This window comes from Bacillus sp. MT(2024), assembly GCF_036362845.1.
GTDB lineage: Bacteria > Bacillota > Bacilli > Bacillales > Bacillaceae > Bacillus > Bacillus velezensis.
This window is the reverse complement of the sequence record NZ_CP143632.1, coordinates 727,615-750,108: the sequence shown is the minus strand read 5'-3', so window position 1 is coordinate 750,108 and position 22,494 is coordinate 727,615. Positions and strand designations below refer to the sequence as shown.

Below are 22,494 nucleotides of genomic sequence, written 5' to 3'. Positions count from 1 at the left end.
TTTTTTATGTTCAGCTCCCGGCGGCGGCCATAGTGCGCTTTTGCAGGCTGTCGGAAAGAACTGAATAAGCGACGACTTTCTTTTTCTGCTGCTTGACGACATCTACATGATCTTCGTAGCTGTATACAAACACCGTCACATCTTTTTTTCCTTTTCTCGTCTTAATGACAAGCGGATCGGCTCCGTTTTGCGGATGAAGATAACGCTCTTCATCCCCTGGGTATATATAATGCCGTTCGATAAACACGGCTTCGTTAAAATCATCAATCACCCGTCGTTTGTCTTCGCCTTCCAGACGTTTTCCGCCGAGGGAAACGGCAGCGGACTCGTCACTGAGCTTTGAATGGGTTTCAAACTTGCGGAGGATCCATTCCACCGCTCCGGTAGGAAGGCATGTCAGCACAATCTTAATCAGGCTTATGACAACAATTGAAACAACTGCAATCCATGTCACCTTACATCATCTCCATACTTGTTCTACATGAATCTTAACATAGAAGGAAACATTGTTTTTTGTACATTATGTGAAACTTGATATATGTTCAAAAAAATCCGGATCACATAGGTGATCCGGATTTTTCAAGTCTGCTTCTGATCGTCAAGGCGGACGGCCTCTCTCAGCTCTTCCGCGACAAATTCGACGTTCGGCCCGATAATGACCTGCGCCGTTTTATTCCCCGTTTTGATAACCCCTTTTGCTCCCGCTTTTTTAAGCGCCACCTCATTAATGAGAGACGTATCCTGCACGGTCAGCCTGAGGCGGGTCGCACAGTGATCAATCGTTTCGAGGTTTTGCCTGCCGCCGAGCCCCTTGAGCATGGCATGTTCTTCGACGGAACCGGCCGTATCTTCACTAAGCACTTCTTCCTCTTCCTCATCATCTTCCCGTCCCGGCGTTTTCAAGTTTAACGTTTTGATGAGCATATAAAAGACGACAAAATAGATCACCGCATAACAAAGCCCGACAACGAGCAGCAAAAGCGGTTTTTCGGCAATGCCGTAGCTGAGGAGATAATCGATCGCCCCCGCCGAGAATGAAAAACCTGACCTGATTCCGAGAACATTCACGATAAATAAAGAGAACCCGGTTAATATAGCATGAACCCCGTACAAAAGCGGTGATAAAAACATAAATGCAAATTCAATCGGCTCTGTAATTCCGGTAATAAATGCCGTCAGCGCGAGACCGATCATCATTCCGGCCGTCGCTTTGCGCTTACTTGGCTTAGCCGCGGCAATCATTGCCAGACATGCGGCCGGAAGCCCGAACATCATAATCGGGAAGAATCCCGTCATATAAGTCCCCGCCGTCGGATCCTTCGCAAAGAAGCGGGCCAGATCTCCCGTTTTTCCGTGAAAATCGCCAAACTGGAACCAAAAAATATTATTCAGCACATGATGAAGACCGAATGGAATCAAAAGCCGGTTAAAAATCCCGTAAATCCCGGCGCCGATCCCGCCAAGCCCGATCATCCATTCCCCGAAGGACGTAATCACCGACTGAATCGGCGGCCACACAAATCCGAAGATCCCCGCCAAAATAATGGTAATCAGCGCCGTTACAATCGGAACGAGCCTGCGCCCGCTGAAAAAACCGAGATATTCGGGCAGCTTCGTATCCTTAAAGCGATTATACGTGTATCCCGCAATTAACCCCGCGATAATCCCTCCGAAAACGGCCATATTATTTGTCGAATTGATTGATTTTACAGCCGCGTCCAGCATGATATAAGAAATGGCTCCCGACAGAGCGGCGGCCCCGTTGCTGTCTTTGGAAATCCCGATCGCGATTCCGATCGCGAAAATCAGCGGCAGATGATCAAATACCGCGGTCCCCGCCGCGTAAATGAACGGAATATTTAATAAGTCCTCTCTGCCGATGGCCAAAATAATACCAACGGCGGGCAGAACGGCAATCGGAAGCATAAAAGACTTTCCGAGTTTTTGCAAAAATTGAAGCATTTTACCCATCCCCCTTCTTTTTTCTTAAATATACCACATAAGTTATCTAGTGATCTATACCAATTTTCCTTCATTTATTCACATAAGGCTTGTTGGTTTTCTATTTATAAACCAGTTGTGGTAAGCTTGAATCAGATGATTAAAAATAGAAAGCGGGAATGACAATGATTGTAACGAACGATCAAGAATTAGAAGGCCTTAAAAAAATCGGCAGAATCGTCGCGCTGGCGCGTGAAGAAATGAAGAAAAAAGCCGAGCCCGGCATGAGCACGAAAGATCTTGACCTGATCGGAAAGGCGGTGCTTGACGAGCACGGAGCCGCTTCCGCTCCGGAGAAGGAATACGATTTCCCGGGCGTGACATGCATCAGCGTAAATGACGAAGTCGCTCACGGCATTCCGAGCGCCTCTAAAATCTTAAAAGCCGGAGATCTTGTCAATATCGATATTTCGGCGGAGTTCGGCGGTTTTTATTCCGATACGGGCATTTCATTTGTGCTCGGAGAAGGCGATGAACGTCTGCAAAAGCTTTGTAACTGCGCAGCATCCGCATTTCAGAAAGGATTGGATCAGGCAAAAGCCGGCAAACGTCAAAACCAGATCGGCAGAGCCGTCTACCATGAGGCCCGCTCCAACGGATTTACCGTCATTAAAACGCTGACGGGCCACGGAATCGGCAGAAACCTCCATGAAGCGCCGAACCACATCATGAATTACTACGATCCGTTTGATAACGCGCTGTTTAAAAACGGAACCGTGATCGCGCTTGAGCCGTTTATTTCCACGAAAGCGGAAACGATTGTTGAAGCGGGAGACGGCTGGACATATAAAACGCCGGATAAAAGCCTTGTCGCCCAAGTGGAACACACCATCGTGATCACAAAAGACAAACCGATTATTTTAACTGCATTGTAATGTTTCATCTCCCTCCCGAACAGGTATACAACAACTAACCCGAAGGAGGGAGACGCATGAAAAAAGATAAAGAAAAAATCAAAATCGAAAACGAAATACACGCCATGCACGGCGTAACGAAACAGCAGATTTTAGAGGATTTCGAGGAATTTAAGGCGTACCTTCATCAGAAAATTTCCGCCGGAAAAAAACTGGGTCTGGATGACAGCAAAATCATTAAAAGCGCCGCCATCCTCGGGGACTATCTCGCCAAACACGAGGAGCCCCGCAATGCGGAAGAAAAACTCTTACAAGAACTGTGGGACATCGCGGATGATAATGAAAAACAGCATTTGGCCCAGCTTCTCGTCAAACTTGCCGGACACTGATACAGTGCCCGGCTTTTTTATGCTCCGTTATAAGAGTTGTGCTACACTGGACATATGTCTGTGAAAGGAGCCATTTTTCAACATGTGGTTTATTATCTTCGGGTTTATTTTCTTTATTGAAAGCATCATTCTCACCGTTTACGGGGTGAAGAAAAAGAAGGGGATGCTGATTTATTTCGGCGTCGTTTTCGGAATCATGACACTCGGAACGGTGCTGTTAAAATTAACCGGCCATTAAGCATGAAAAGACCGCCCTTTACATATATATGTAAGAAAGCTTTACATCTCTGAATCGAAAGGCTCAGTTTTTGCATTATCCCTTTTCAGCGTCTTTTTATAGATGTTACAATGCCAAAAGTTTGGCAAAAACTGAAGAAACCTCCCCAGCGGGAGAACGGAGAAAGGAGTTTTCTGACATGCATTATGGCAGTAAAGGCTGGTATGTAGAAGAGTTAAAGAAAAAAGGAATTACCCACTATGAAGGAAGAAAGCTTCAAAGCTTCAAAAAGTACTTCCTTGCCAATCTGCTGGAAACAAAGAAACAAGCATAACGTAAATCAGCCGTGCTGTCAGTGCAGCACGGCTTTTTTTCTATACATTAGTGAGCCTGTCCCTTTTTTTAAGGAAGGACTCCCTCCAGCTTTCTGACAGCGCTTCTTCCCGCAGTATTTCTTCAATCGCTGACAGATTGCCTGAATCACGGTATTTCACTTCGTTCGCATACCAGACGGAAATGCTTTCTTTGCCTCTCGACAGACGCTTGAGGACGGGACGCGGATCGACATATCCTTCTTCAAGCACCCTGAAATAAAAGCCGGTAAATCCCGTCTGCTGTACACGGAGCACCATATCTTTGATGCCATATTTGAGCGCGAGTTTGACGCAGGGCTGGCGCGGCTGGCTTACTTGAACGACGGCTTCCCCCAGCTGAAAGACGTCTCCGATCCACACGTCTTGTTCGGCCAGTCCTTTGACCGTTACATTCTCTCCGAACGCGGCGGCGGGAAGTTTTCTCGCGAGCGTTGTTTCCCAATATGAATAATGCTCGGCGGGATACACGCACACCGCTTTATCGGGACCTCCGTGATGCTTCAGATCAGCCTGCCCGTCCCCGTCAAAATGGGTTTTATACAGCATGACGGGAGAATCTGCGGGCCGCTTGATGATGCCTGAATTGATTTGTCTGCCGGCAAATTCATGAATTGCGGGCTTTCCGAGATTGATAGATAAGACAGAATAGTCTTGCGTCATCTCGTTCACATCCTTTGCGAAATATCCTATCTTTCCTTTATCATAGTAAGAAAAAGGTGGTTTTTCCATGCTTCAGTATCATATGATTGCAGACGGCCGGGTTCAGGGCGTAGGTTTTCGCTACTTCGTCCAGATGGAAGCCGACAGACATAAGATAGCCGGCTGGGTAAAAAACCGTGATGACGGCCGGGTGGAAATCCTTGCCGAAGGCCCTGAAGAGTCGTTAAAACAATTTGCCGAAGCGGTCAGAAAAGGCAGCCCCTTCTCAAATGTCACAAACGTAACCATCGAAGAATCACACCGTCTGAAAGGGTACCGCACCTTTTCCATCAGTTACTGATAAGGCTTGTCCTGATAAAAATAATTCGGCTTCACAATCGTATCGTCATATAATTTATGGAAAATGTGGGTGGAAGCCGGCGAGATCGGCGGAATCAGCCAGGTCCAGTCGCCCGTCAGCTTTCTGCCCGCGTCTTGTTCCTGTTCTTCAAAACGTTTAAATTGATTCGCCGCCGTATGGTGATCGACAATGCTGACACCGTGTTTTTTGTATGAATAGAGCACTGCCTTATTCAGTTCCACCAGCACCTGATCTTTCCACAGGTCGGTATTCAGGCTGGCGGAAATCCCCATGACCGAAGCGGCTTTTTTGAGCATATCATACCGCTTTTCGTCAGCAAGATTCCTTGCGCCGATTTCGGTTCCCATATACCATCCGTTAAAAGGCGCCGCGTTGTACGACAGTCCGCCGATTTCAAGCCTCATATCGGCGATAATCGGAACCCCGTACCATCTGAGATTTAAATCGGCAAACTCTTCAATATCCGGATGGGTGATCGGCACTTCTTTCACGAGCGTCTGAGGCAGGTCATACCAGACCGGCTGCCCGTCCCCTTTCATCCGGAAAAGCAGCGGCAGAATATCAAAATCGGTCCGCTTTCCGCGCCAGCCGAGTTTTTCGCAGACAGCCGTCAGCTCATATGATGCCGGATCACCGACTCTTCCTTTTTCAGTCTCATATCCCGCATAGCGGATGAGCTGGTGATTCCAGATTTCCACTTGTTTCTCCCCGTTCTTCTCAGGAGGGAAAATCGTAATCGTCGGTTTAATTTTTCCGCCGTTCGTGGCGATTTCAATATGTTCAAATAATGCGTCACGCACCTCTTCTTTCGTGTTCACATTGCGCCGGTCAATGACGTTCAGCGATTGCCAGAACAGACGTCCAATACAGCGGTTGCTGTTGCGCCACGCCATTTTCGCCCCGTGTTCAAGCTCTTCCGCCGTATGGACGTAACTTCCCGTCCGCTCTATCTCATCTTTTATCGCGTGCAGTCGCGCGTTGATTTGCGATTCCATTCCGAGTTCCTGATAGCAGACATCAATAAAATCCTTCGCCTCATCCCAAAGTATTTCCGTATGTTTCAAAAAACTCTCTCCTTCAATTTACATCTGTTTCCCATTGTATCGTTTTTAGGTGTGAACACAATGGTTTTTTTGTATCATACTGGAAACTGCGAAGAAAAAACACCTGTGATTTTCGCAGGTGTTTTACAAAACGGAATGCAGTTTTTCAGCCAGTGTAAGCAAATCCTCACGGTAGTTTTTTCCCGTCATCGGAATTCCGTGACCCGTCAAAAGCGCTTCCGGCTCCAGTTCCGCCAGTTTCTGAACGGATGCGGCCGCCGTCTGCGTATCAGCTGTAAAATAGGCGGGCGGCCCGTGAAGCTCTTGCTTTTGTATGACAACGTCCGCAAGCGATTCCTGTTCAACAGTGATCACGGCATCACCGGCAAGCAGCACGCGGTCTTTATCCCGGAATAATGAAATATGGCCGGGTGTGTGGCCGGGCGTATGCACCCACCTCCATTCCTCAAGAAACGGAACGGTACCGTCTGAAGGCAGTGCCTGAACGGACGGAATGCGGATCGTATGGCGCGGAAACAGCGGTGACAGCTTTGCGACAAGCCCTTTTTTCGCATCGGGCCTGGCAGGCGGATAATCCGCTTTCCCCGTGACGTACGGGAGCTCCTTTTCATGAATGTAAACCGGCACATCCCAAAGCTCAAGCAGTTCTTCAATCGCACCGACATGATCAAAATGACCGTGTGTCAAAATGACCGCCTTCAGCTCATACCCCTCTTTGAATCGGCGTTTCATTTCTTCTGTTATCATCTCCGCCGATTGAGGCATTCCCGCGTCAACCAGAATGATTTCCCGCGGAGCTGAGGGATTTTCGATAAAGTAAACATTCGCAATCTGCACGGTCAGTCCGTAAACGCCGTCCGCCGCTTTAAAACCGGCGCCGCTTCTCACTGAAAAAAGCGGCATAAACGGATCACTCATCATGGCACCTCCTCTGATGCCTTTAGTGTGCGACGAACCGGGTGTTTTATGTTAAAAAATCGTGATTGCACCGATGATGAGCGCAAAGGCCGTCATGACGATAACGGCAAGAACCGCCCATTTCATCGCAAATTTCTGGTGTTCATCAATGGTGACCCCGGCAAGCCCGACTAATAAATGCGTCGACGGCACGAGCGGGCTTAACATATGAATCGGCTGGCCGATAATCGAAGCGCGGGCGATTTCCACCTTATCTACACCGTACGCCACGGCGGTCTCAGATAAAATGGGCAGCACGCCGTAAAAATAGGCGTCATTAGGCATCAGAAACGTAAAGATACCGCTCGTTAAGGCAACAATCGCCGGAATAAAACCTCCCATCTGTTCCGGAATAAGCGATACGAGGGAAATGGCCATTTCATCAACCATCTTCGTCCCCGTTAAAATTCCGGTAAACACGCCTGCGGCAAAAATCATCGAACCGATCGCAAGCACATTGCTCGAATGGGCTGAAATGCGCTCCCTTTGATCGTTAAGTTTCGGATAGTTGACAATCAGCGCGATACAAAACGCAATGATGAACAGCACGGTTAAATTCACTTTTCCTGACACTAAAAATCCCACTAAAGAAAGCGTTAACAGTAAATTGAACCACCACAGTTTCGGCCGCTTCCATTCATCTTCCGCAGCCGCAGCCGTTTCATTTGTATGGGACGGCTGCTTTAATTCGATCACCCCGAGCCGTTTCCGTTCCATCCTTCCGAGTACATAAGCGACCACAATCATACACACCATTCCGCTCGCGATGACGGGCAGCATCGGCCCCGTCAGCTCTGCCGGGTCAACGCCGAGCGCACTCGCCGCACGCGGCGTCGCGCCGCCCCATGGTATCGTGTTCATGATACCCATGCCGACACCGGCGATTCCCGCTAAAATAATCGGACGGATTCCGAGCATGATATACAAAGGCAGCATTGCGCTTGTCGTAATCATATACGTCGTCGAGCCGTCTCCGTCCAGTGCGACAAGCATGGTCAAAACGGCTGTTCCGACTACAATTTTGAGCGGGTCGCCTTTAACCAGCTTTAAAATACGCGACACCATCGGATCAAATAAACCGGTATCAATCATAATGCCGAAATAAAGAATCGCAAACATAATCATCACTGCGATCGGCGCCACCTGTTCAATACCGGAGATCATCATCTCGCCGACCCGGTTAAAAGAAAACCCGGCAATCAGCGCAAACACGATCGGCGTTAATACGAGCGCCGTTAACACTGAAAGCCGTTTTGTCATAATCAGCACCATAAAAACAAGCATCATAAGAAAGCCTAAGATTGCTAACACAGTATGTCCCCCTTATTATGAATACGCTTACATTTTAAAGGCCCGATTCCCTTTATCCGCCTTTTTGCTATCTTATGAGAATTGGATATTGAAGTAAATATTTTGGATTTTAAAGATTTTTAATTTTTTATAACCTTTTCGTTCATTTTGTTCATTTATAAATCAAAAGCCTTCCGCAAATATGCGGAAGGCTTATTTTTCGCTGCTCATCATCTCTTTATAGAACTCGGTCTGCTCTTCTAAAAAGCGTTTTGCGCCGCTGCTGTTTTTATAAAAGCTCTCCCAATCCCGTTTTTTCAACATTTGCTTCCACTCCGCGGATGAAGTAATCTGTTTCAAAGCCTGATCCCAATAGGCGATCTCGCCTTCGGTCATGTCTTTCGGCCCCATGATGCCTCTCCAGTGCGCAAAGACAAACGGCACCCCCTGCTCTTTCCATGTCGGCACATCGCTGAAGCCGGAGAGCCTTTTGTCAGACGTAACGGCCGCCAATGTGATTTTCCCTTTCCGATAGGCGTCTCTCGCTTCTGAAATGGTCATTGAGGCGGCGTCTATCTCGTGACTGATAAGAGCTTCAATGACTTCATTGCTGCTTCCGTATTGAAAAAAGCGGATATCAAACGGAGAAATTCCGGCCATTTCCGCCGCTCTCGCAAAGGAGAGCTGGTCATCATTTCCGAGGCCGGGCGCAAATCCGATTTTTATGCCGCCCGGATTTGCTTTAATATCGCCGAGCAGCCGCTTTCCGCTTTTTATCTTTGAATCCTTGGGAAGAGCGACGGTCTGCCACTCTTTTGCGATAATGGCCAAAGGCGTAAAATCAGCTGCCTTCAGCCGGCTTTGGCCCAAAATTTCATTGCTTAACAGCAGACTTGAATTCATACTGATGACATCCGTTTTTCGTTCGTTTACATATTTCCAGCCGCTGTCTCCGCCTCCGCCGGGTTTATAGATGATCTTTACGGGCCGGCCTAATATTTGCTTCCGCTCTATTACCGATTGCAAAGCTTTTGCCGTTACGTCCCAGCCCCCTTGAGGCGCTGCCGGGACGACAATTTCAATCGGCCCTTCAGCTGAGCGGAAGCCCTCCATCTGCCGTCCGTCAAAAGAAACCAGCGCCGCCAGCATGACAAGAAGCACTCCCAACCGCTTCATTTCTCCCATCCCTTATTCATGTGCTAAATAATATTTCCGTTCCGGCCTGCCGATAATGCCGTACTCTAATTCAGCGAGCGCTTCTTCCCGAGAAACGAGAAACTCGGCATAGCGCCGCGCCGTTGTTCTGGAGGCGCCCATTTTTTCTCCCAGTTCTTCAGCCGTCATCCCTTTTTGGGCCGTTCTGAGCGCGTTTTTGATTTTTTGAAGCGTAATCGAATTAATGCCTGTCGGCAGATCATTGTGCTGTTTTTGTTCTTTCTGACCGCTTCCGAAAAACATGTCGATCACAGACTGGCTGAGCTCCGGCTGTGAGTGCAGCCATTCTCTTTTTTCACGGTACTGCAAAAGCACTTCTGTAAATTTATGTGCCGACACCGGTTTTATGACATAATGGGAAACGCCTGATCTGAGCGCTTCCTGCAGCAGCCTTGTTTCGGCAGAAGCCGTAATAATGATGATATCAACGGAAGGAAAACGGCCGCGGATAAGCGGGAGCAGATCTGTTCCCAGCTCATCCGGCATATAAATATCCAAAAGCAGCAGATCAGGCTGCCGTTTCTCAAGCAGCGATATGGTGTCTTTGGCATTGATTGCTTTGCCGATGACATTGAATCCATCAAGATGTTCGATAAATTTTTCGTGAATTTGCGCTATTCGAAAGTCGTCCTCTGCAATCGCGATGTTAATCACACCGATTCCCCCTTTGGCCTTTCTTTCGGTATAAACACCGTAAATACAGCACCGCCGCTCTTTTGCTGCGAAATCTCTATCGATCCCTGCAATTCACTGACGGCTTCTTTCAGATTGGCTAAGCCGTATCCTCTCCTAGTCCCCTTTGAAGAGTAGCCCTTTTCAAATATCGTTTCTGTTTTTTCCTGAGGCACGCCGTCTCCTGAGTCCGCCACTTCGATGACGATATCCCTGCCGATATCGGTCATGAAAAAGGATACCTCTTTTTTCTCTTTTTCGGCGACGGCTTCGAAAGCGTTATCAATAAGATTTCCGATGATCGTAATGAGCTGGGATGAACCCACATGCTCCGGCAGCGATTCTAAAAAGCTGTTTTCATCTATTGAAAGCTTCACTTTCTTCTCAGACGCCTTTCCCATTTTTCCTAATAGTATGGCCTGAACCCGCTGTGAATGAATGTTTTGAAAGAGGATTTCATGCTGTTCATTCTGGATGGCGTACTCTTCTTTTATCAGTTCAATGGCTTCATTATATTCTCCCAGCTCTAACAGACCGAGTATCGCGTAAAGCTTATTCGAGAATTCATGCGTTTGCGCCCGGAGATCCTCCGAGTATTTTTTCATTTCAGTCAGCTTGTTGATCAGTTTCTTGAGCTCCGTTTTTTCGCGGAAGCTGATCACCGCTCCGTATACTTGTCCGGTCTGTTTCATTTCTTTCACATTTAAGATAAATACTTTATCTCCGGCACGCACCTCCACGTTCGGCGGTATTTCTCCCCCTGCCAACACCGGCATGAGCTTTGCGCCCGGCATGATTTCTTTTATATGCCTTCCGATCATCGGTTCCGGAAGATTCAGCATATCAGCCGCAGATAAATTCATCATGGTTACCGCGCCTTCTTTGTTTACGGCGATAATCCCTTCTTTCATCGCAAGGAGCATCGCATTGCGTTCCCTGTACAGCGCTGCAATTTCATGCGGTTCAAGGCCGAGTGTATCTTTACGGATGCTTTTTGCGAGCGCCGCCGCTCCCCCGATGCCGATAAGAAACACCAAACATGCAAAATAGCCTAAATGCCGCAGATGCGCTTTCATATCTTTTTCTATCTCATCTTGTAGAAACTCGACTGTCACCGTTCCGACGACTTCGTTATGATTTTTTTCCTCCAAAATAACCGGGGCGCTTCCCCGGACGGCCTTCATTCCGTCGGAAACCGGAGACCCGCCGAACATGACGGTTTTGTTTAGCAGATTTTGATTTTCTTTCGGAATACTGCTTCGGGCCGAATGAAATGCAACATGCCCTTTTTGATCAGTGATGTAGACGGCGTGCGCGCCTGCCTGTTCTTTCATTTGTTCAATGACGTCTAACTTTGTAAAAGCCTCTTGATCCGCAAGCCGGAACGCCTCTTTTACGGGAGGCAAATATGAAATGGTTTTTGCCGTTTGCACCGCCAGCTGTTCAGCCTGCTTCTGCCCTTCCTTTAATTGCTGAAAGGCAAATATAACCGTGAGCGTTCCGATAACAAGTATTAATAAAGCCGTAATTAATCCGGCGATTTTCATTTGCAGAGAGACATAAAACCGCTTCGCTTCCAACACAGCACCAGCCGTCCTTTCCTCCTAAAATCATACCATTTTTCAAATCTTTATTTCTCATTTTTGAGAATTTTCGTGATCTTTTTCTCTTGCGGCTTACCAAAAAGGTGATGATAGGTATATATTTACTTTTACACAATTGATATAACACATAAAAAAGACTGACCGAAGTCAGTCTGCAATCTATCAGGAAATTGTAACTCCCGCGCTTGCATATCCCGCCACTGTATTAATAAGCGAAAGGCCTGTCGCAGTGGCGGAGAATACCATTAACAGCCGGGTTTGAGGAGTTACCGCAATGTTCAGCCCTGTCGTGATTCCGTTGCTGATGCTGCCGATTGACAATACGCCGGTGAGGGGAGGAGCTAAAGTGACGGATGCTCCGGGGATCGGCGTGAACGTATTGTTCGGCACAGTAGAACTGTATAGTTGTGCGGTTATCGTAACAGTCGAGCCGACAAGCGACAATGCTGCGGTTGTACTGAAATAGGCGGCAATTGATGTAATGGTTCCGCTTCTCGGAGCAGAAAAAGCAAAGTTCAGCAGAGTTCCTCCAGCCCCGGTAAGATCAATTGCGCCTCCCCCTCCGACATTGACGCCCGTCACAGAATTGCCGAACCCGACAAGGCTCACCGTTCCGATTAATCCTCCGGCAATGGTCGTCACGGCAGTGGGAAGACCTGAAGCATAAGGAATGATCGCGCCTGCTCCGGTGATCCCAGTTGCTCCGGTTACTCCGGTGGCTCCCGTTATTCCTGTCGCTCCGGTTACTCCCGTTACCCCGGTGGCGCCTGTTACTCCAGTAGCTCCGGTGATCCCGGTTGCTCCCGTTACTCCGGTAGCACCTGTTACTCCGGTGGCGCCTGTTATTCCGGTTGCTCCAGTATCCCCGGTTGCTCCTGTTACTCCCGTTACCCCGGTTACTCCAGTTGATCCCGTTACTCCTGTGACTCCGGTGATCCCGGTGGCGCCTGTTTCTCCGGTGGCTCCCGTTATTCCTGTCGCTCCTGTTACTCCCGTTACCCCGGTGGCGCCTGTTACTCCAGTAGCTCCGGTGATCCCGGTTGCTCCCGTTACTCCGGTAGCACCTGTTACCCCGGTTGCTCCCGTTAATCCTGTAGCTCCTGTAGCTCCTGTTACTCCCGTTATCCCGGTTGCTCCGGTCAAGCCCGTTACTCCAGTAGCTCCGGTGATCCCAGTGGCTCCCGTTATCCCGGTGGCGCCTGTTACTCCGGTAGCACCTGTTACTCCGGTGGCGCCTGTTGCTCCGGTTACTCCCGTTACCCCGGTTGCTCCTGTTACTCCAGTTGATCCCGTTACTCCGGTTACTCCCGTTTCTCCGGTTACTCCAGTTGATCCCGTTACTCCGGTTACTCCCGTTACTCCGGTGGCTCCTGTTACTCCGGTGGCTCCTGTTATTCCGGTAGCACCTGTTACTCCGGTGGCTCCCGTTACTCCGGTAGCACCTGTTACTCCGGTGGCTCCCGTTACTCCGGTAGCACCTGTTACTCCGGTAGCTCCGGTTACCCCGGTCGCTCCGGTAGCCCCGGTTACTCCGGTGGCGCCTGTTACTCCGGTTACTCCGGTTACTCCAGTTGATCCCGTTACTCCGGTGATCCCGGTTACTCCGGTGGCTCCCGTTATTCCTGTCGCTCCGGTTACTCCCGTTACCCCGGTGGCGCCTGTTACTCCAGTAGCTCCGGTGATCCCGGTTGCTCCCGTTACTCCGGTAGCACCTGTTACTCCGGTGGCGCCTGTTATTCCGGTTGCTCCAGTATCCCCGGTTGCTCCTGTTACTCCCGTTACCCCGGTTACTCCAGTTGATCCCGTTACTCCTGTGACTCCGGTGATCCCGGTGGCGCCTGTTTCTCCGGTGGCTCCCGTTTCTCCGGTTACTCCAGTTGATCCCGTTACTCCGGTTACTCCCGTTACTCCGGTGGCTCCTGTTACTCCGGTGGCTCCTGTTATTCCGGTAGCACCTGTTACTCCGGTGGCTCCCGTTACTCCGGTAGCACCTGTTACTCCGGTAGCACCTGTTACTCCGGTGGCGCCTGTTGCTCCGGTTACTCCCGTTACCCCGGTTGCTCCTGTTACTCCAGTTGATCCCGTTACTCCGGTTACTCCCGTTACTCCGGTTACTCCAGTTGATCCCGTTACTCCGGTTACTCCCGTTACTCCGGTGGCTCCTGTTACTCCGGTGGCTCCTGTTATTCCGGTAGCACCTGTTACTCCGGTGGCTCCCGTTACTCCGGTAGCACCTGTTACTCCGGTGGCTCCCGTTACTCCGGTAGCACCTGTTACTCCGGTAGCTCCGGTTACCCCGGTCGCTCCGGTAGCCCCGGTTACTCCGGTGGCGCCTGTTACTCCGGTTACTCCGGTTACTCCAGTTGATCCCGTTACTCCGGTGATCCCGGTTACTCCGGTGGCTCCCGTTATTCCTGTCGCTCCGGTTACTCCCGTTACCCCGGTGGCGCCTGTTACTCCAGTAGCTCCGGTGATCCCGGTTGCTCCCGTTACTCCGGTAGCACCTGTTACTCCGGTGGCGCCTGTTATTCCGGTTGCTCCAGTATCCCCGGTTGCTCCTGTTACTCCCGTTACCCCGGTTACTCCAGTTGATCCCGTTACTCCTGTGACTCCGGTGATCCCGGTGGCGCCTGTTTCTCCGGTGGCTCCCGTTTCTCCGGTTACTCCAGTTGATCCCGTTACTCCGGTTACTCCCGTTACTCCGGTGGCTCCTGTTACTCCGGTGGCTCCTGTTATTCCGGTAGCACCTGTTACTCCGGTGGCTCCCGTTACTCCGGTAGCACCTGTTACTCCGGTGGCTCCCGTTACTCCGGTAGCACCTGTTACTCCGGTAGCTCCGGTTACTCCGGTCGCTCCGGTAGCCCCGGTTACTCCGGTGGCGCCTGTTACTCCGGTTACTCCGGTTACTCCAGTTGATCCCGTTACTCCGGTGATCCCGGTTACTCCGGTGGCTCCCGTTATTCCTGTCGCTCCGGTTACTCCCGTTACCCCGGTGGCGCCTGTTACTCCAGTAGCTCCGGTGATCCCGGTTGCTCCCGTTACTCCGGTAGCACCTGTTACTCCGGTGGCGCCTGTTATTCCGGTTGCTCCAGTATCCCCGGTTGCTCCTGTTACTCCGGTGGCGCCTGTTACTCCGGTAGCACCTGTTACTCCGATAGCCCCTGTTACTCCGGTAGCACCTGTTACTCCGGTTGCTCCTGTTACTCCGGTAGCCCCTGTTACTCCGGTTGCTCCTGTTACCCCGGTTGCTCCTGTTATTCCGGTAGATCCAGTATCTCCGGTTGCTCCTGTTACTCCGGTTGCTCCTGTTACTCCGGTTGCTCCTGTTACTCCGGTTGATCCCGTTACTCCGGTTACTCCGGTAGCGCCTGTTACTCCGGTGGCGCCTGTTACTCCGGTGGCTCCTGTTATTCCGGTAGATCCAGTATCTCCGGTGGCTCCTGTTACTCCGGTGGCGCCGATTTCTCCGGTCGAGCCCGTTACTCCCGTGGCGCCAGTTGCTCCAGTCGGGCCGGGATCTCCAGTGACGCCGGTTGCTCCAGTGGCACCGGTTACCCCAGTCGCGCCGGTATTCCCGGTCGAGCCCGTTGCTCCGGTAAACCCCGTTGCTCCGGTCAGCCCTGTTGCTCCAGTGAACCCCGTTGCTCCGGTCAGCCCTGTTGCTCCGGTCAGCCCTGTTGCTCCAGTGAACCCCGTTGCTCCGGTCAGCCCCGTTGCTCCGGTGCACCCCGTTGCTCCGGTGAATCCTCTTACATGAAAATGATTTGGATGACAGCATGGACACCATCTTTCATGACAGCAAGAGGTTTTGCAACAGAATTCTTCACAGCAATGGGCCCGATTTTGATAACTGCGCCTTTGATTTCTTCTTTTATGTTGAAAATGACAGCAGCACTCATTACAATTCCGGCAGTCGTAATCCCAAGAGTCGTATCTGTTATACCAAGTATCTCCTTTTCTCATTACACCACCTCTTCTTGCATAATATTTCCGCAAAAGAAAAAGGTGTGGCAAAATCCCATTTCTATTGGGCGAATTTTCAAATGTTCTTAAGGCTGCACCATGCACAGCTTTTAGAGAAAAAAGACCTAACTGTGCATAAGTCAGGTCTTTCATCTTTAAAATATCAGTCTGCTATTGTCATTAGGTTGTCGGGAAACGAATGCTGTTAAAATCGATATTGAGAGCTGACGCTGCTGTTATATTATTTGCAGTTGTGAAAACAACTCTCAACTGGTACGTATTTGTTCCTGCGGTCGGCGCTGTATCCACTGTTGTATCAGCAATCGAAAAACTATCCGTAGCTGCGGTAGTATTAGTTCGCGACAGAGTTCTTGTATGAATTTGCACTGCTCCCCTATATAATCTCACTTCAAAAACAAAGTTTGAATTCGCTGCAGTTGTTAGCGCGACACTGAGTGCATAATCAAGCTTTACATTCTGCAAAGCGTTAACCGGGATTGCCAGCGTAGCAATGGGAACCTCTGTATTTAACGGCGGATAAACAGTGAGCGGCCCGTTAGTTCTTGTGAAGAGCAAGGTTGGTGTACTGCCTGTGGCGCCGGTTGGGCCTGTTGGGCCTGTTGGGCCCGTTACTCCGGTTGCCCCGGTTACACCAGTCGAGCCGGTTGTGCCGGTTGCTCCTGTCACTCCCGTTGCTCCAGTTGGACCCGTTAGGCCTGTTGTACCTGTCGCTCCTGTTACTCCAGTTGAGCCGGTTGCACCTGTTACTCCAGTTACTCCGGTTACTCCGGTTACTCCGGTTGCACCTGTTGCTCCTGTTATTCCGGTTGAGCCTGTTGATCCGGTTGATCCTGTTGGGCCAGTTTCTCCCGTTGCACCAGTTACTCCGGTCGCTCCAGTTACTCCCGTTGCACCTGTTGGGCCGGTTGAGCCTGTTACACCTGTTGGGCCTGTTACACCGGTCGAACCTGTTACACCAGTTGGGCCGGTTTCTCCGGTCGAACCTGTTACACCAGTTGGGCCGGTTGAACCCGTTATGCCAGTCGATCCTGTTGCTCCTGTTACTCCGGTTGGACCGGTCTCTCCCGTTGGGCCGATTTCTCCGGTTACCCCCGTTGCACCGGTTTCTCCTGTTGGCCCTGTTGCGCCGGTTGGGCCTGTTACTCCGGTTGCGCCGGTTACACCAGTCGGGCCGGTTGTACCGGTTGAGCCTGTCGATCCAGTTGCTCCGGTTTCTCCTGTTGAGCCAGTAACCCCTGTTGGTCCAGTCACACCGGTTGGGCCCGTCGCGCCTGTTATTCCAGTTAGCCCGGTTGCACCTGTTGCTCCTGTTATCCCCGTTGCTCCAGTCACTCCAGTTGCTCCGGTTATTCCTGTTGACCCTGTTACACCGGTCGCTCCGGTTTCTCCTGTTGACCCAGTCACTCCGGTTGAACCAGTTACGCCGGTTGGGCCAGTTTCTCCTGTTGCACCGGTTACACCAGTCGAACCGGTTGATCCTGTTACTCCAGTCATTCCGGTTGAACCCGTGGTGCCTGTTACACCTGTTGGGCCTGTTACACCGGTCAAGCCGATTGCTCCGGTTGGACCCGTTTCTCCCGTTGAACCTGTTACTCCAGTTGGGCCGGTTGCTCCGGTCGAACCTGTTACACCAGTTGGGCCGGTTGAACCCGTTATGCCAGTCGATCCTGTTGCTCCTGTTACTCCGGTTGGACCGGTTTCTCCCGTCGCCCCAGTTTCTCCGGTCGCTCCAGTAACTCCAGTTGGACCGGTTGCTCCTGTCGGTCCTGTCGGTCCGGTTGTTCCCGTTCCCCCGGTTACACCAGTTACCCCAGTCGATCCGGTTGCTCCCGTTACACCAGTTGAGCCCGTGGTTCCGGTTGCTCCTGTTGATCCTGTTAAACCTGTTGGCCCTGTTGCGCCGGTTGGTCCTGTCGATCCGGTTAGACCGGCCTCTCCCGTTGGGCCGATTTCTCCAGTTACCCCCGTTGCCCCTGTTGCGCCGGTTACTCCAGTAGCTCCGGTATCCCCGGTCGAGCCAGTTTCTCCGGTTGCTCCAGTTACTCCCGTTGCCCCTGTTACTCCGGTTGAACCCGTGGTTCCGGTTTCTCCGGTTGGGCCGGTTACTCCAGTAGCTCCGGTTGCCCCGGTCGAGCCTGTTTCTCCTGTTGGCCCTGTTACACCGGTTTCTCCGGTTGTGCCTGTTACTCCTGTTGCACCAGTCGATCCAGTTGGACCTGTTACACCAGTTGAGCCCGTGACCCCAGTTGGGCCTGTTACACCAGTTGAGCCCGTGACCCCAGTTGGGCCGGTTTCTCCGGTTGAACCAGTCACTCCCGTTAAACCAGTTGACCCTGTTGGACCCGTTGCTCCAGTCTCCCCAGTTGACCCGGTTGTACCGGTTGCGCCAGTCACTCCAGTTGAACCGGTTTCTCCCGTTGTCCCAGTTACTCCGGTTGATCCCGTGGTTCCGGTTTCTCCTGTTACACCTGTTGGGCCGGTTGGACCGGTCGCTCCGGTTATTCCTGTTGACCCAGTCACTCCTGTTGCACCAGTTACGCCGGTTGGGCCGGTTTCTCCCGTTACACCGGTTGCTCCGGTTGAGCCTGTTACACCTGTTGGGCCTGTTACACCGGTCAAGCCGATTGCTCCGGTTGGACCCGTTTCTCCCGTTGCACCGGTTTCTCCAGTTGGGCCGGTTGCTCCAGTTACTCCCGTTGCACCGGTTTCTCCTGCTGCCCCTGTTACTCCGGTTGAGCCCGTGGTTCCGGTTTCTCCGGTTGGCCCTGTTGCGCCGGTTGGGCCAGTTTCTCCAGTTACACCAGTCGAACCGGTTGTTCCTGTTACTCCAGTTATTCCGGTTGAACCCGTGGTTCCGGTTACTCCTGTTGCTCCAGTTACTCCCGTTGAACCTGTTACCCCGGTTGGACCGGTTTCTCCGATTGAACCTGTTGCTCCGGTTGGGCCTGTCGATCCTGTTGGGCCCGTTATTCCAGTTACTCCGGTCGCTCCGGTTGAACCCGTGGTTCCGGTTGCTCCTGTTGATCCTGTTGGGCCCGTTATTCCAGTTACTCCGGTCGCTCCGGTTGAACCCGTGGTTCCGGTTGCTCCTGTTGATCCTGTTAAACCTGTTGGCCCTGTTGGTCCTGTCGATCCGGTTGTTCCTGTTACTCCGGTTGGACCGGTTTCTCCCGTTGCCCCAGTTTCTCCGGTCGCTCCAGTAACTCCAGTTGGACCGGTTACTCCTGTCGGTCCGGTTGTTCCCGTTCCCCCGGTTACACCCGTTACCCCAGTCGCTCCGGTTGGACCGGTCGATCCGGTTATTCCAGTTGAACCAGTTACTCCCGTGGCTCCGGTTGGTCCCGTTTCTCCCGTTGAACCTGTTACTCCTGTTGGGCCTGTTACTCCCGTCGCTCCTGTTTCACCGGTTATTCCTGTTGACCCAGTCACTCCTGTTGCACCAGTTACGCCGGTTGGGCCAGTTTCTCCCGTTGCACCGGTTACACCAGTTGAACCGGTTGAGCCTGTTACTCCAGTCATTCCGGTTGAACCCGTGGTTCCGGTTGCTCCTGTTGATCCTGTTACACCTGTTGGCCCTGTTGGTCCTGTCGATCCTGTTGCACCCGTTGCTCCGGTTGGACCGGTCTCTCCCGTTGGGCCAGTTTCTCCCGTTGCACCGGTTACACCAGTCGAACCGGTTGTTCCTGTTACTCCAGTCATTCCGGTTGAACCCGTGGTTCCGGTTGCTCCTGTTGATCCTGTTACACCTGTTGGCCCTGTTGGTCCTGTCGATCCTGTTGCACCCGTTTCTCCGGTTGGACCGGTCTCTCCCGTTGGGCCGGTTGCTCCGGTTTCTCCGATTGAACCTGTTGCTCCGGTTGGGCCTGTCGATCCTGTTGGGCCCGTTATTCCAGTTACTCCGGTCGCTCCAGTTGAGCCTGTTACCCCAGTCAAACCGGTTGAACCCGTGGTTCCGGTTGCTCCTGTTGATCCTGTTAAACCTGTTAGCCCTGTTGGTCCTGTCGATCCTGTTACTCCGGTTGGACCGGTTTCTCCCGTTGCCCCAGTTTCTCCGGTCGCTCCAGTAACTCCAGTTGGACCGGTTGCTCCTGTTGCACCAGTCGCTCCGGTTTCTCCTGTTGACCCTGTTACACCGGTTGAGCCTGTTATTCCGGTTGAGCCTGTTGATCCGGTTGGACCGGCCTCTCCCGTTGGCCCGGTTGCTCCTGTTGCACCAGTCACTCCGGTTGTTCCTGTTATTCCGGTTACTCCGGTTGCCCCGGTCGAGCCAGTTACTCCAGTTGGACCGGTTGCTCCAGTCAGTCCTGTTGCTCCAGTCAGTCCTGTTGCTCCAGTCGAGCCGGTTGAGCCCGTTACTCCTGCTGGGCCTGTTACACCGGTTTCTCCGGTTGGGCCTGTCATTCCGGTTGTACCGGTTGCGCCAGTCGCTCCAGTTGCACCGGTTTCTCCTGTTGAGCCAGTAACCCCTGTTGGTCCAGTCACACCGGTTGGGCCCGTCGCGCCTGTTATTCCAGTTAGCCCGGTTACACCAGTTGCGCCTGTTGCTCCTGTTATCCCCGTTGCTCCAGTCACTCCAGTTGCACCGGTTTCTCCCATTGTCCCAGTTACTCCGGTTGATCCCGTGGTTCCGGTTTCTCCTGTTACACCTGTTGCTCCGGTTGGACCGGTTTCTCCTGTCGCCCCTGTTACACCAGTCACTCCGGTTACACCAGTCGATCCTGTTATTCCAGTGGCGCCCGTTTCCCCGGTTTCTCCTGTTGTTCCAGTCACTCCGGTTGGTCCCGTTGCTCCTGTTGAACCAGTTGAACCGGTTCCTCCTGTTACTCCCGTTGCTCCTGTTTCACCAGTTGGGCCGGTTGAACCCGTTATGCCAGTCGATCCGGTTACTCCAGTTGGACCGGTCTCTCCCGTTGGACCCGTTACTCCGGTTGCGCCGGTTGTTCCTGTTGCACCAGTTGGACCCGTTACTCCGGTTGAGCCGGTTGCTCCCGTTACACCAGTTGGACCCGTTACTCCGGTTGCGCCGGTTGCTCCTGTTGAACCCGTTACTCCCGTTGCACCGGTTGCTCCAGTCAGTCCTGTTGCTCCAGTCGAGCCGGTTGAGCCCGTTACTCCTGCTGGGCCGGTTACTCCAGTAGCTCCGGTTGCCCCTGTCGAGCCTGTTTCTCCTGTTGGCCCTGTTACACCGGTTTCTCCGGTTGGTCCCGTTGCTCCTGTTGAACCAGTTGAACCGGTTCCTCCTGTTACACCCGTTGGACCTGTTCCCCCGGTTGCGCCGGTTTCTCCTGTTACTCCCGTCGCACCAGTTGAGCCGGTTGCTCCTGTCGGTCCGGTTGTTCCCGTTCCCCCAGTTACCCCCGTTGCCCCTGTTGCGCCGGTTGATCCCGTTGCTCCTGCTGGGCCGGTTACTCCAGTAGCTCCGGTTTCCCCGGTCGAGCCAGTTGCTCCGGTTTCTCCAGTCGCTCCGGTTATCCCCGTTGCCCCAGTCACTCCCGTTACACCGGTTGAGCCTGTCGATCCCGTTTCTCCTGTTACACCAGTTGGACCTGTTGAGCCAGTCGCGCCTGTTTCTCCTGTCGATCCCGTTGCGCCGGTAATCCCAGTTGAGCCTGGCGATCCAGTTGGACCGATCTCTCCCGTGGGTCCAGTTGATCCTGCTGCACCAGTCACTCCTGTTGAACCGGTTGGCCCGGTTGGACCTGTTATTCCGGTTGCGCCGGTTACACCCGTCGCCCCAGTTGGGCCTGTTACTCCAGTTGCACCGGTTACTCCTGTTGAGCCAGTATTCCCGGCTGCACCCGTTGAGCCTGTTACTCCAGTTGCACCAGTCACTCCGGTTGCTCCCGTTACTCCGGTTGAGCCGGTTGCTCCAGTCGCTCCGGTTATCCCCGTTGCCCCAGTCACTCCTGTTGAACCGGTTGAACCAGTTGGTCCTGTTGCACCAGTTGAGCCGGTCGTTCCTGTTGAGCCTGTTATTCCGGTTCGGCCGGTTACACCAGTTGAGCCAGTCACTCCAGTTGGACCCGTTACTCCGGTTGGGCCGATCTCTCCCGTTGGACCGGTCGAGCCGGTTACTCCCGTTATTCCCGTTGCGCCTGTCGCCCCGGATGCACCCGTTGCTCCGGTGGGGCCGGTTGCTCCCGTTGCTCCCGTTGAGCCCGTGGTTCCGGTTGCTCCTGTTACACCAGTCGAGCCGGTAGCTCCAGTTACTCCTGTCGGACCAGTTACTCCGTTTGGGCCGGTTACACCCGTCGCTCCTCTTGCCCCGGTTGAACCAGTTGCTCCAGTTGCACCAGTTGCTCCGGTCACTCCTGTGGGGCCCGTCACTCCAGTGGGACCTGTAATTCCTGTTACGCCAGGTTCACCCCCGGTTTGCGCCAATGAAACATCGTCTATTAAAACCGTGCCGGAAGAAACTTTACTTAATACAATGACGGCAGAGGCCGCGCCAGAAGGCACACTGCTTGTTTTATAGATTTCAGACCATGTGTGAAAGAGCACGTTCGGCAAATTTCCGGGTGTGATATTTTCTTGAATGGAACTGATTTGTTCACCTGCTGCGCTGACATAGATGATCTGGAGAGTGACTTGGGGACTTGGCTCATTTCCAAGCGTTGCGAGTGATACGAATAGAGTCACTGACTTGGCTGAAATGGGAACGATTTGACTGAGGTAAGCATATGGCTGAGCTCCAATAAATTGCGCAGAATATCTCCCTGAATGTGCAAACAAACTGTTAATCTGGGTATTTGCCGAACTCCAGCCCGCTAATGTGCCTGTTTCAAAGCTCCCGTTTATAATCGGATTATTCATTCAATCTTTTTCCCTCTCCTTCCCGTTGTTGACCGTCTT

Annotated in this window: 16 protein-coding genes; 5 read left to right on the top strand and 11 right to left on the bottom strand. The window is 52.2% G+C overall.

From position 1 onward, the window contains the following. Positions 1-10: 10 nt before the first annotated feature. Both VP472_RS03840 and nagE read right to left on the bottom strand, forming a co-directional pair. On the bottom strand, positions 11-454 hold the full coding sequence (locus VP472_RS03840) for a YfmQ family protein (RefSeq protein WP_003155601.1): 444 nt from the start codon (positions 452-454) through the stop codon (positions 11-13). Positions 455-579: 125 nt separating this feature from the next. Continuing rightward, complete coding sequence (nagE, locus tag VP472_RS03835) at positions 580-1,962, bottom strand: N-acetylglucosamine-specific PTS transporter subunit IIBC (protein WP_146276326.1); 1,383 nt, start codon at positions 1,960-1,962, stop codon at positions 580-582. 164 nt (positions 1,963-2,126) lie between these two features. Between nagE and map the strand changes: the two genes are divergently transcribed. The 4 genes from map (at position 2,127) to VP472_RS03815 (ending at position 3,795) form a co-directional block, all read left to right on the top strand. After that, positions 2,127-2,876: a type I methionyl aminopeptidase gene (gene map / locus VP472_RS03830; protein ID WP_003155605.1), complete on the top strand. Its 750-nt coding sequence runs from the start codon at positions 2,127-2,129 to the stop codon at positions 2,874-2,876. A 56-nt stretch (positions 2,877-2,932) separates the two neighbouring features. After that, positions 2,933-3,244 (top strand): DUF3243 domain-containing protein, encoded by a 312-nt coding sequence (locus VP472_RS03825; protein ID WP_003155607.1) that lies wholly within the window; start codon positions 2,933-2,935, stop codon positions 3,242-3,244. An 82-nt stretch (positions 3,245-3,326) separates the two neighbouring features. Next, positions 3,327-3,482: a hypothetical protein gene (locus VP472_RS03820; RefSeq protein ID WP_003155608.1), complete on the top strand. Its 156-nt coding sequence runs from the start codon at positions 3,327-3,329 to the stop codon at positions 3,480-3,482. Between the two features lie 178 nt (positions 3,483-3,660). Further along, on the top strand, positions 3,661-3,795 hold the full coding sequence (locus VP472_RS03815; RefSeq protein WP_003155609.1) for a YflJ family protein: 135 nt from the start codon (positions 3,661-3,663) through the stop codon (positions 3,793-3,795). 40 nt (positions 3,796-3,835) lie between these two features. Here VP472_RS03815 and VP472_RS03810 read toward each other — a convergent pair whose 3' ends face one another. Continuing rightward, positions 3,836-4,495 carry an MOSC domain-containing protein gene (locus tag VP472_RS03810; protein ID WP_015239385.1) on the bottom strand — a complete coding sequence of 220 codons (660 nt, stop codon included), beginning with the start codon at positions 4,493-4,495 and terminating at the stop codon, positions 3,836-3,838. 67 nt (positions 4,496-4,562) lie between these two features. Here VP472_RS03810 and VP472_RS03805 point away from each other — a divergent pair, with 67 nt between their 5' ends. After that, a complete protein-coding gene (locus VP472_RS03805; protein ID WP_003155611.1) occupies positions 4,563-4,835 on the top strand; it encodes an acylphosphatase in 273 nt (90 codons plus the stop codon). Here the strand turns inward: VP472_RS03805 and nosA are convergent. The 8 genes from nosA to VP472_RS03765 form a co-directional block, all read right to left on the bottom strand. Further along, entirely contained in the window at positions 4,829-5,920 is a 1,092-nt protein-coding gene (gene nosA, locus VP472_RS03800) for a nitric oxide synthase (protein ID WP_146276324.1), read from the bottom strand. The two genes, VP472_RS03805 and nosA, sit on opposite strands and share 7 nt — an antisense overlap. 123 nt (positions 5,921-6,043) lie before the next feature. After that, positions 6,044-6,838: an MBL fold metallo-hydrolase gene (locus VP472_RS03795; RefSeq protein WP_031378875.1), complete on the bottom strand. Its 795-nt coding sequence runs from the start codon at positions 6,836-6,838 to the stop codon at positions 6,044-6,046. Between the two features lie 51 nt (positions 6,839-6,889). Continuing rightward, complete coding sequence (locus tag VP472_RS03790) at positions 6,890-8,188, bottom strand: Mg(2+)/citrate complex secondary transporter CitM (protein ID WP_003155615.1); 1,299 nt, start codon at positions 8,186-8,188, stop codon at positions 6,890-6,892. A 192-nt stretch (positions 8,189-8,380) separates the two neighbouring features. Then, a complete protein-coding gene (locus VP472_RS03785; RefSeq protein WP_146276322.1) occupies positions 8,381-9,343 on the bottom strand; it encodes a tripartite tricarboxylate transporter substrate binding protein in 963 nt (320 codons plus the stop codon). A 12-nt stretch (positions 9,344-9,355) separates the two neighbouring features. Continuing rightward, on the bottom strand, positions 9,356-10,036 hold the full coding sequence (locus tag VP472_RS03780) for a response regulator (RefSeq protein ID WP_046559422.1): 681 nt from the start codon (positions 10,034-10,036) through the stop codon (positions 9,356-9,358). Beyond that, a complete protein-coding gene (locus tag VP472_RS03775) occupies positions 10,033-11,637 on the bottom strand; it encodes a sensor histidine kinase (protein ID WP_146276320.1) in 1,605 nt (534 codons plus the stop codon). Before VP472_RS03775 ends, VP472_RS03780 begins: the two co-directional genes overlap by 4 nt. Positions 11,638-11,820: 183 nt before the next feature. Continuing rightward, entirely contained in the window at positions 11,821-15,621 is a 3,801-nt protein-coding gene (locus VP472_RS03770; protein WP_153986650.1) for a collagen-like protein, read from the bottom strand. Between the two features lie 180 nt (positions 15,622-15,801). Next, complete coding sequence (locus VP472_RS03765; RefSeq protein ID WP_153986649.1) at positions 15,802-22,455, bottom strand: NTTRR-F1 domain; 6,654 nt, start codon at positions 22,453-22,455, stop codon at positions 15,802-15,804. Positions 22,456-22,494: the final 39 nt, after the last annotated feature.

Bases quoted from the DNA above. Each gene is read 5' to 3' on its own strand.
- nagE (WP_146276326.1), bottom strand. From the start codon at position 1,962: ATGCTTCAATTTTTGCAAAAACTCGGAAAGTCTTTTATGCTTCCGATT.
- VP472_RS03770 (WP_153986650.1), bottom strand. From the start codon at position 15,621: ATGAGAAAAGGAGATACTTGGTATAACAGATACGACTCTTGGGATTAC.
- VP472_RS03815 (WP_003155609.1), top strand. From the start codon at position 3,661: ATGCATTATGGCAGTAAAGGCTGGTATGTAGAAGAGTTAAAGAAAAAA.
- VP472_RS03795 (WP_031378875.1), bottom strand. From the start codon at position 6,838: ATGAGTGATCCGTTTATGCCGCTTTTTTCAGTGAGAAGCGGCGCCGGT.
- VP472_RS03825 (WP_003155607.1), top strand. From the start codon at position 2,933: ATGAAAAAAGATAAAGAAAAAATCAAAATCGAAAACGAAATACACGCC.
- VP472_RS03805 (WP_003155611.1), top strand. From the start codon at position 4,563: ATGCTTCAGTATCATATGATTGCAGACGGCCGGGTTCAGGGCGTAGGT.
- map (WP_003155605.1), top strand. From the start codon at position 2,127: ATGATTGTAACGAACGATCAAGAATTAGAAGGCCTTAAAAAAATCGGC.
- VP472_RS03820 (WP_003155608.1), top strand. From the start codon at position 3,327: ATGTGGTTTATTATCTTCGGGTTTATTTTCTTTATTGAAAGCATCATT.
- VP472_RS03810 (WP_015239385.1), bottom strand. From the start codon at position 4,495: ATGACGCAAGACTATTCTGTCTTATCTATCAATCTCGGAAAGCCCGCA.
- VP472_RS03785 (WP_146276322.1), bottom strand. From the start codon at position 9,343: ATGAAGCGGTTGGGAGTGCTTCTTGTCATGCTGGCGGCGCTGGTTTCT.
- VP472_RS03765 (WP_153986649.1), bottom strand. From the start codon at position 22,455: ATGAATAATCCGATTATAAACGGGAGCTTTGAAACAGGCACATTAGCG.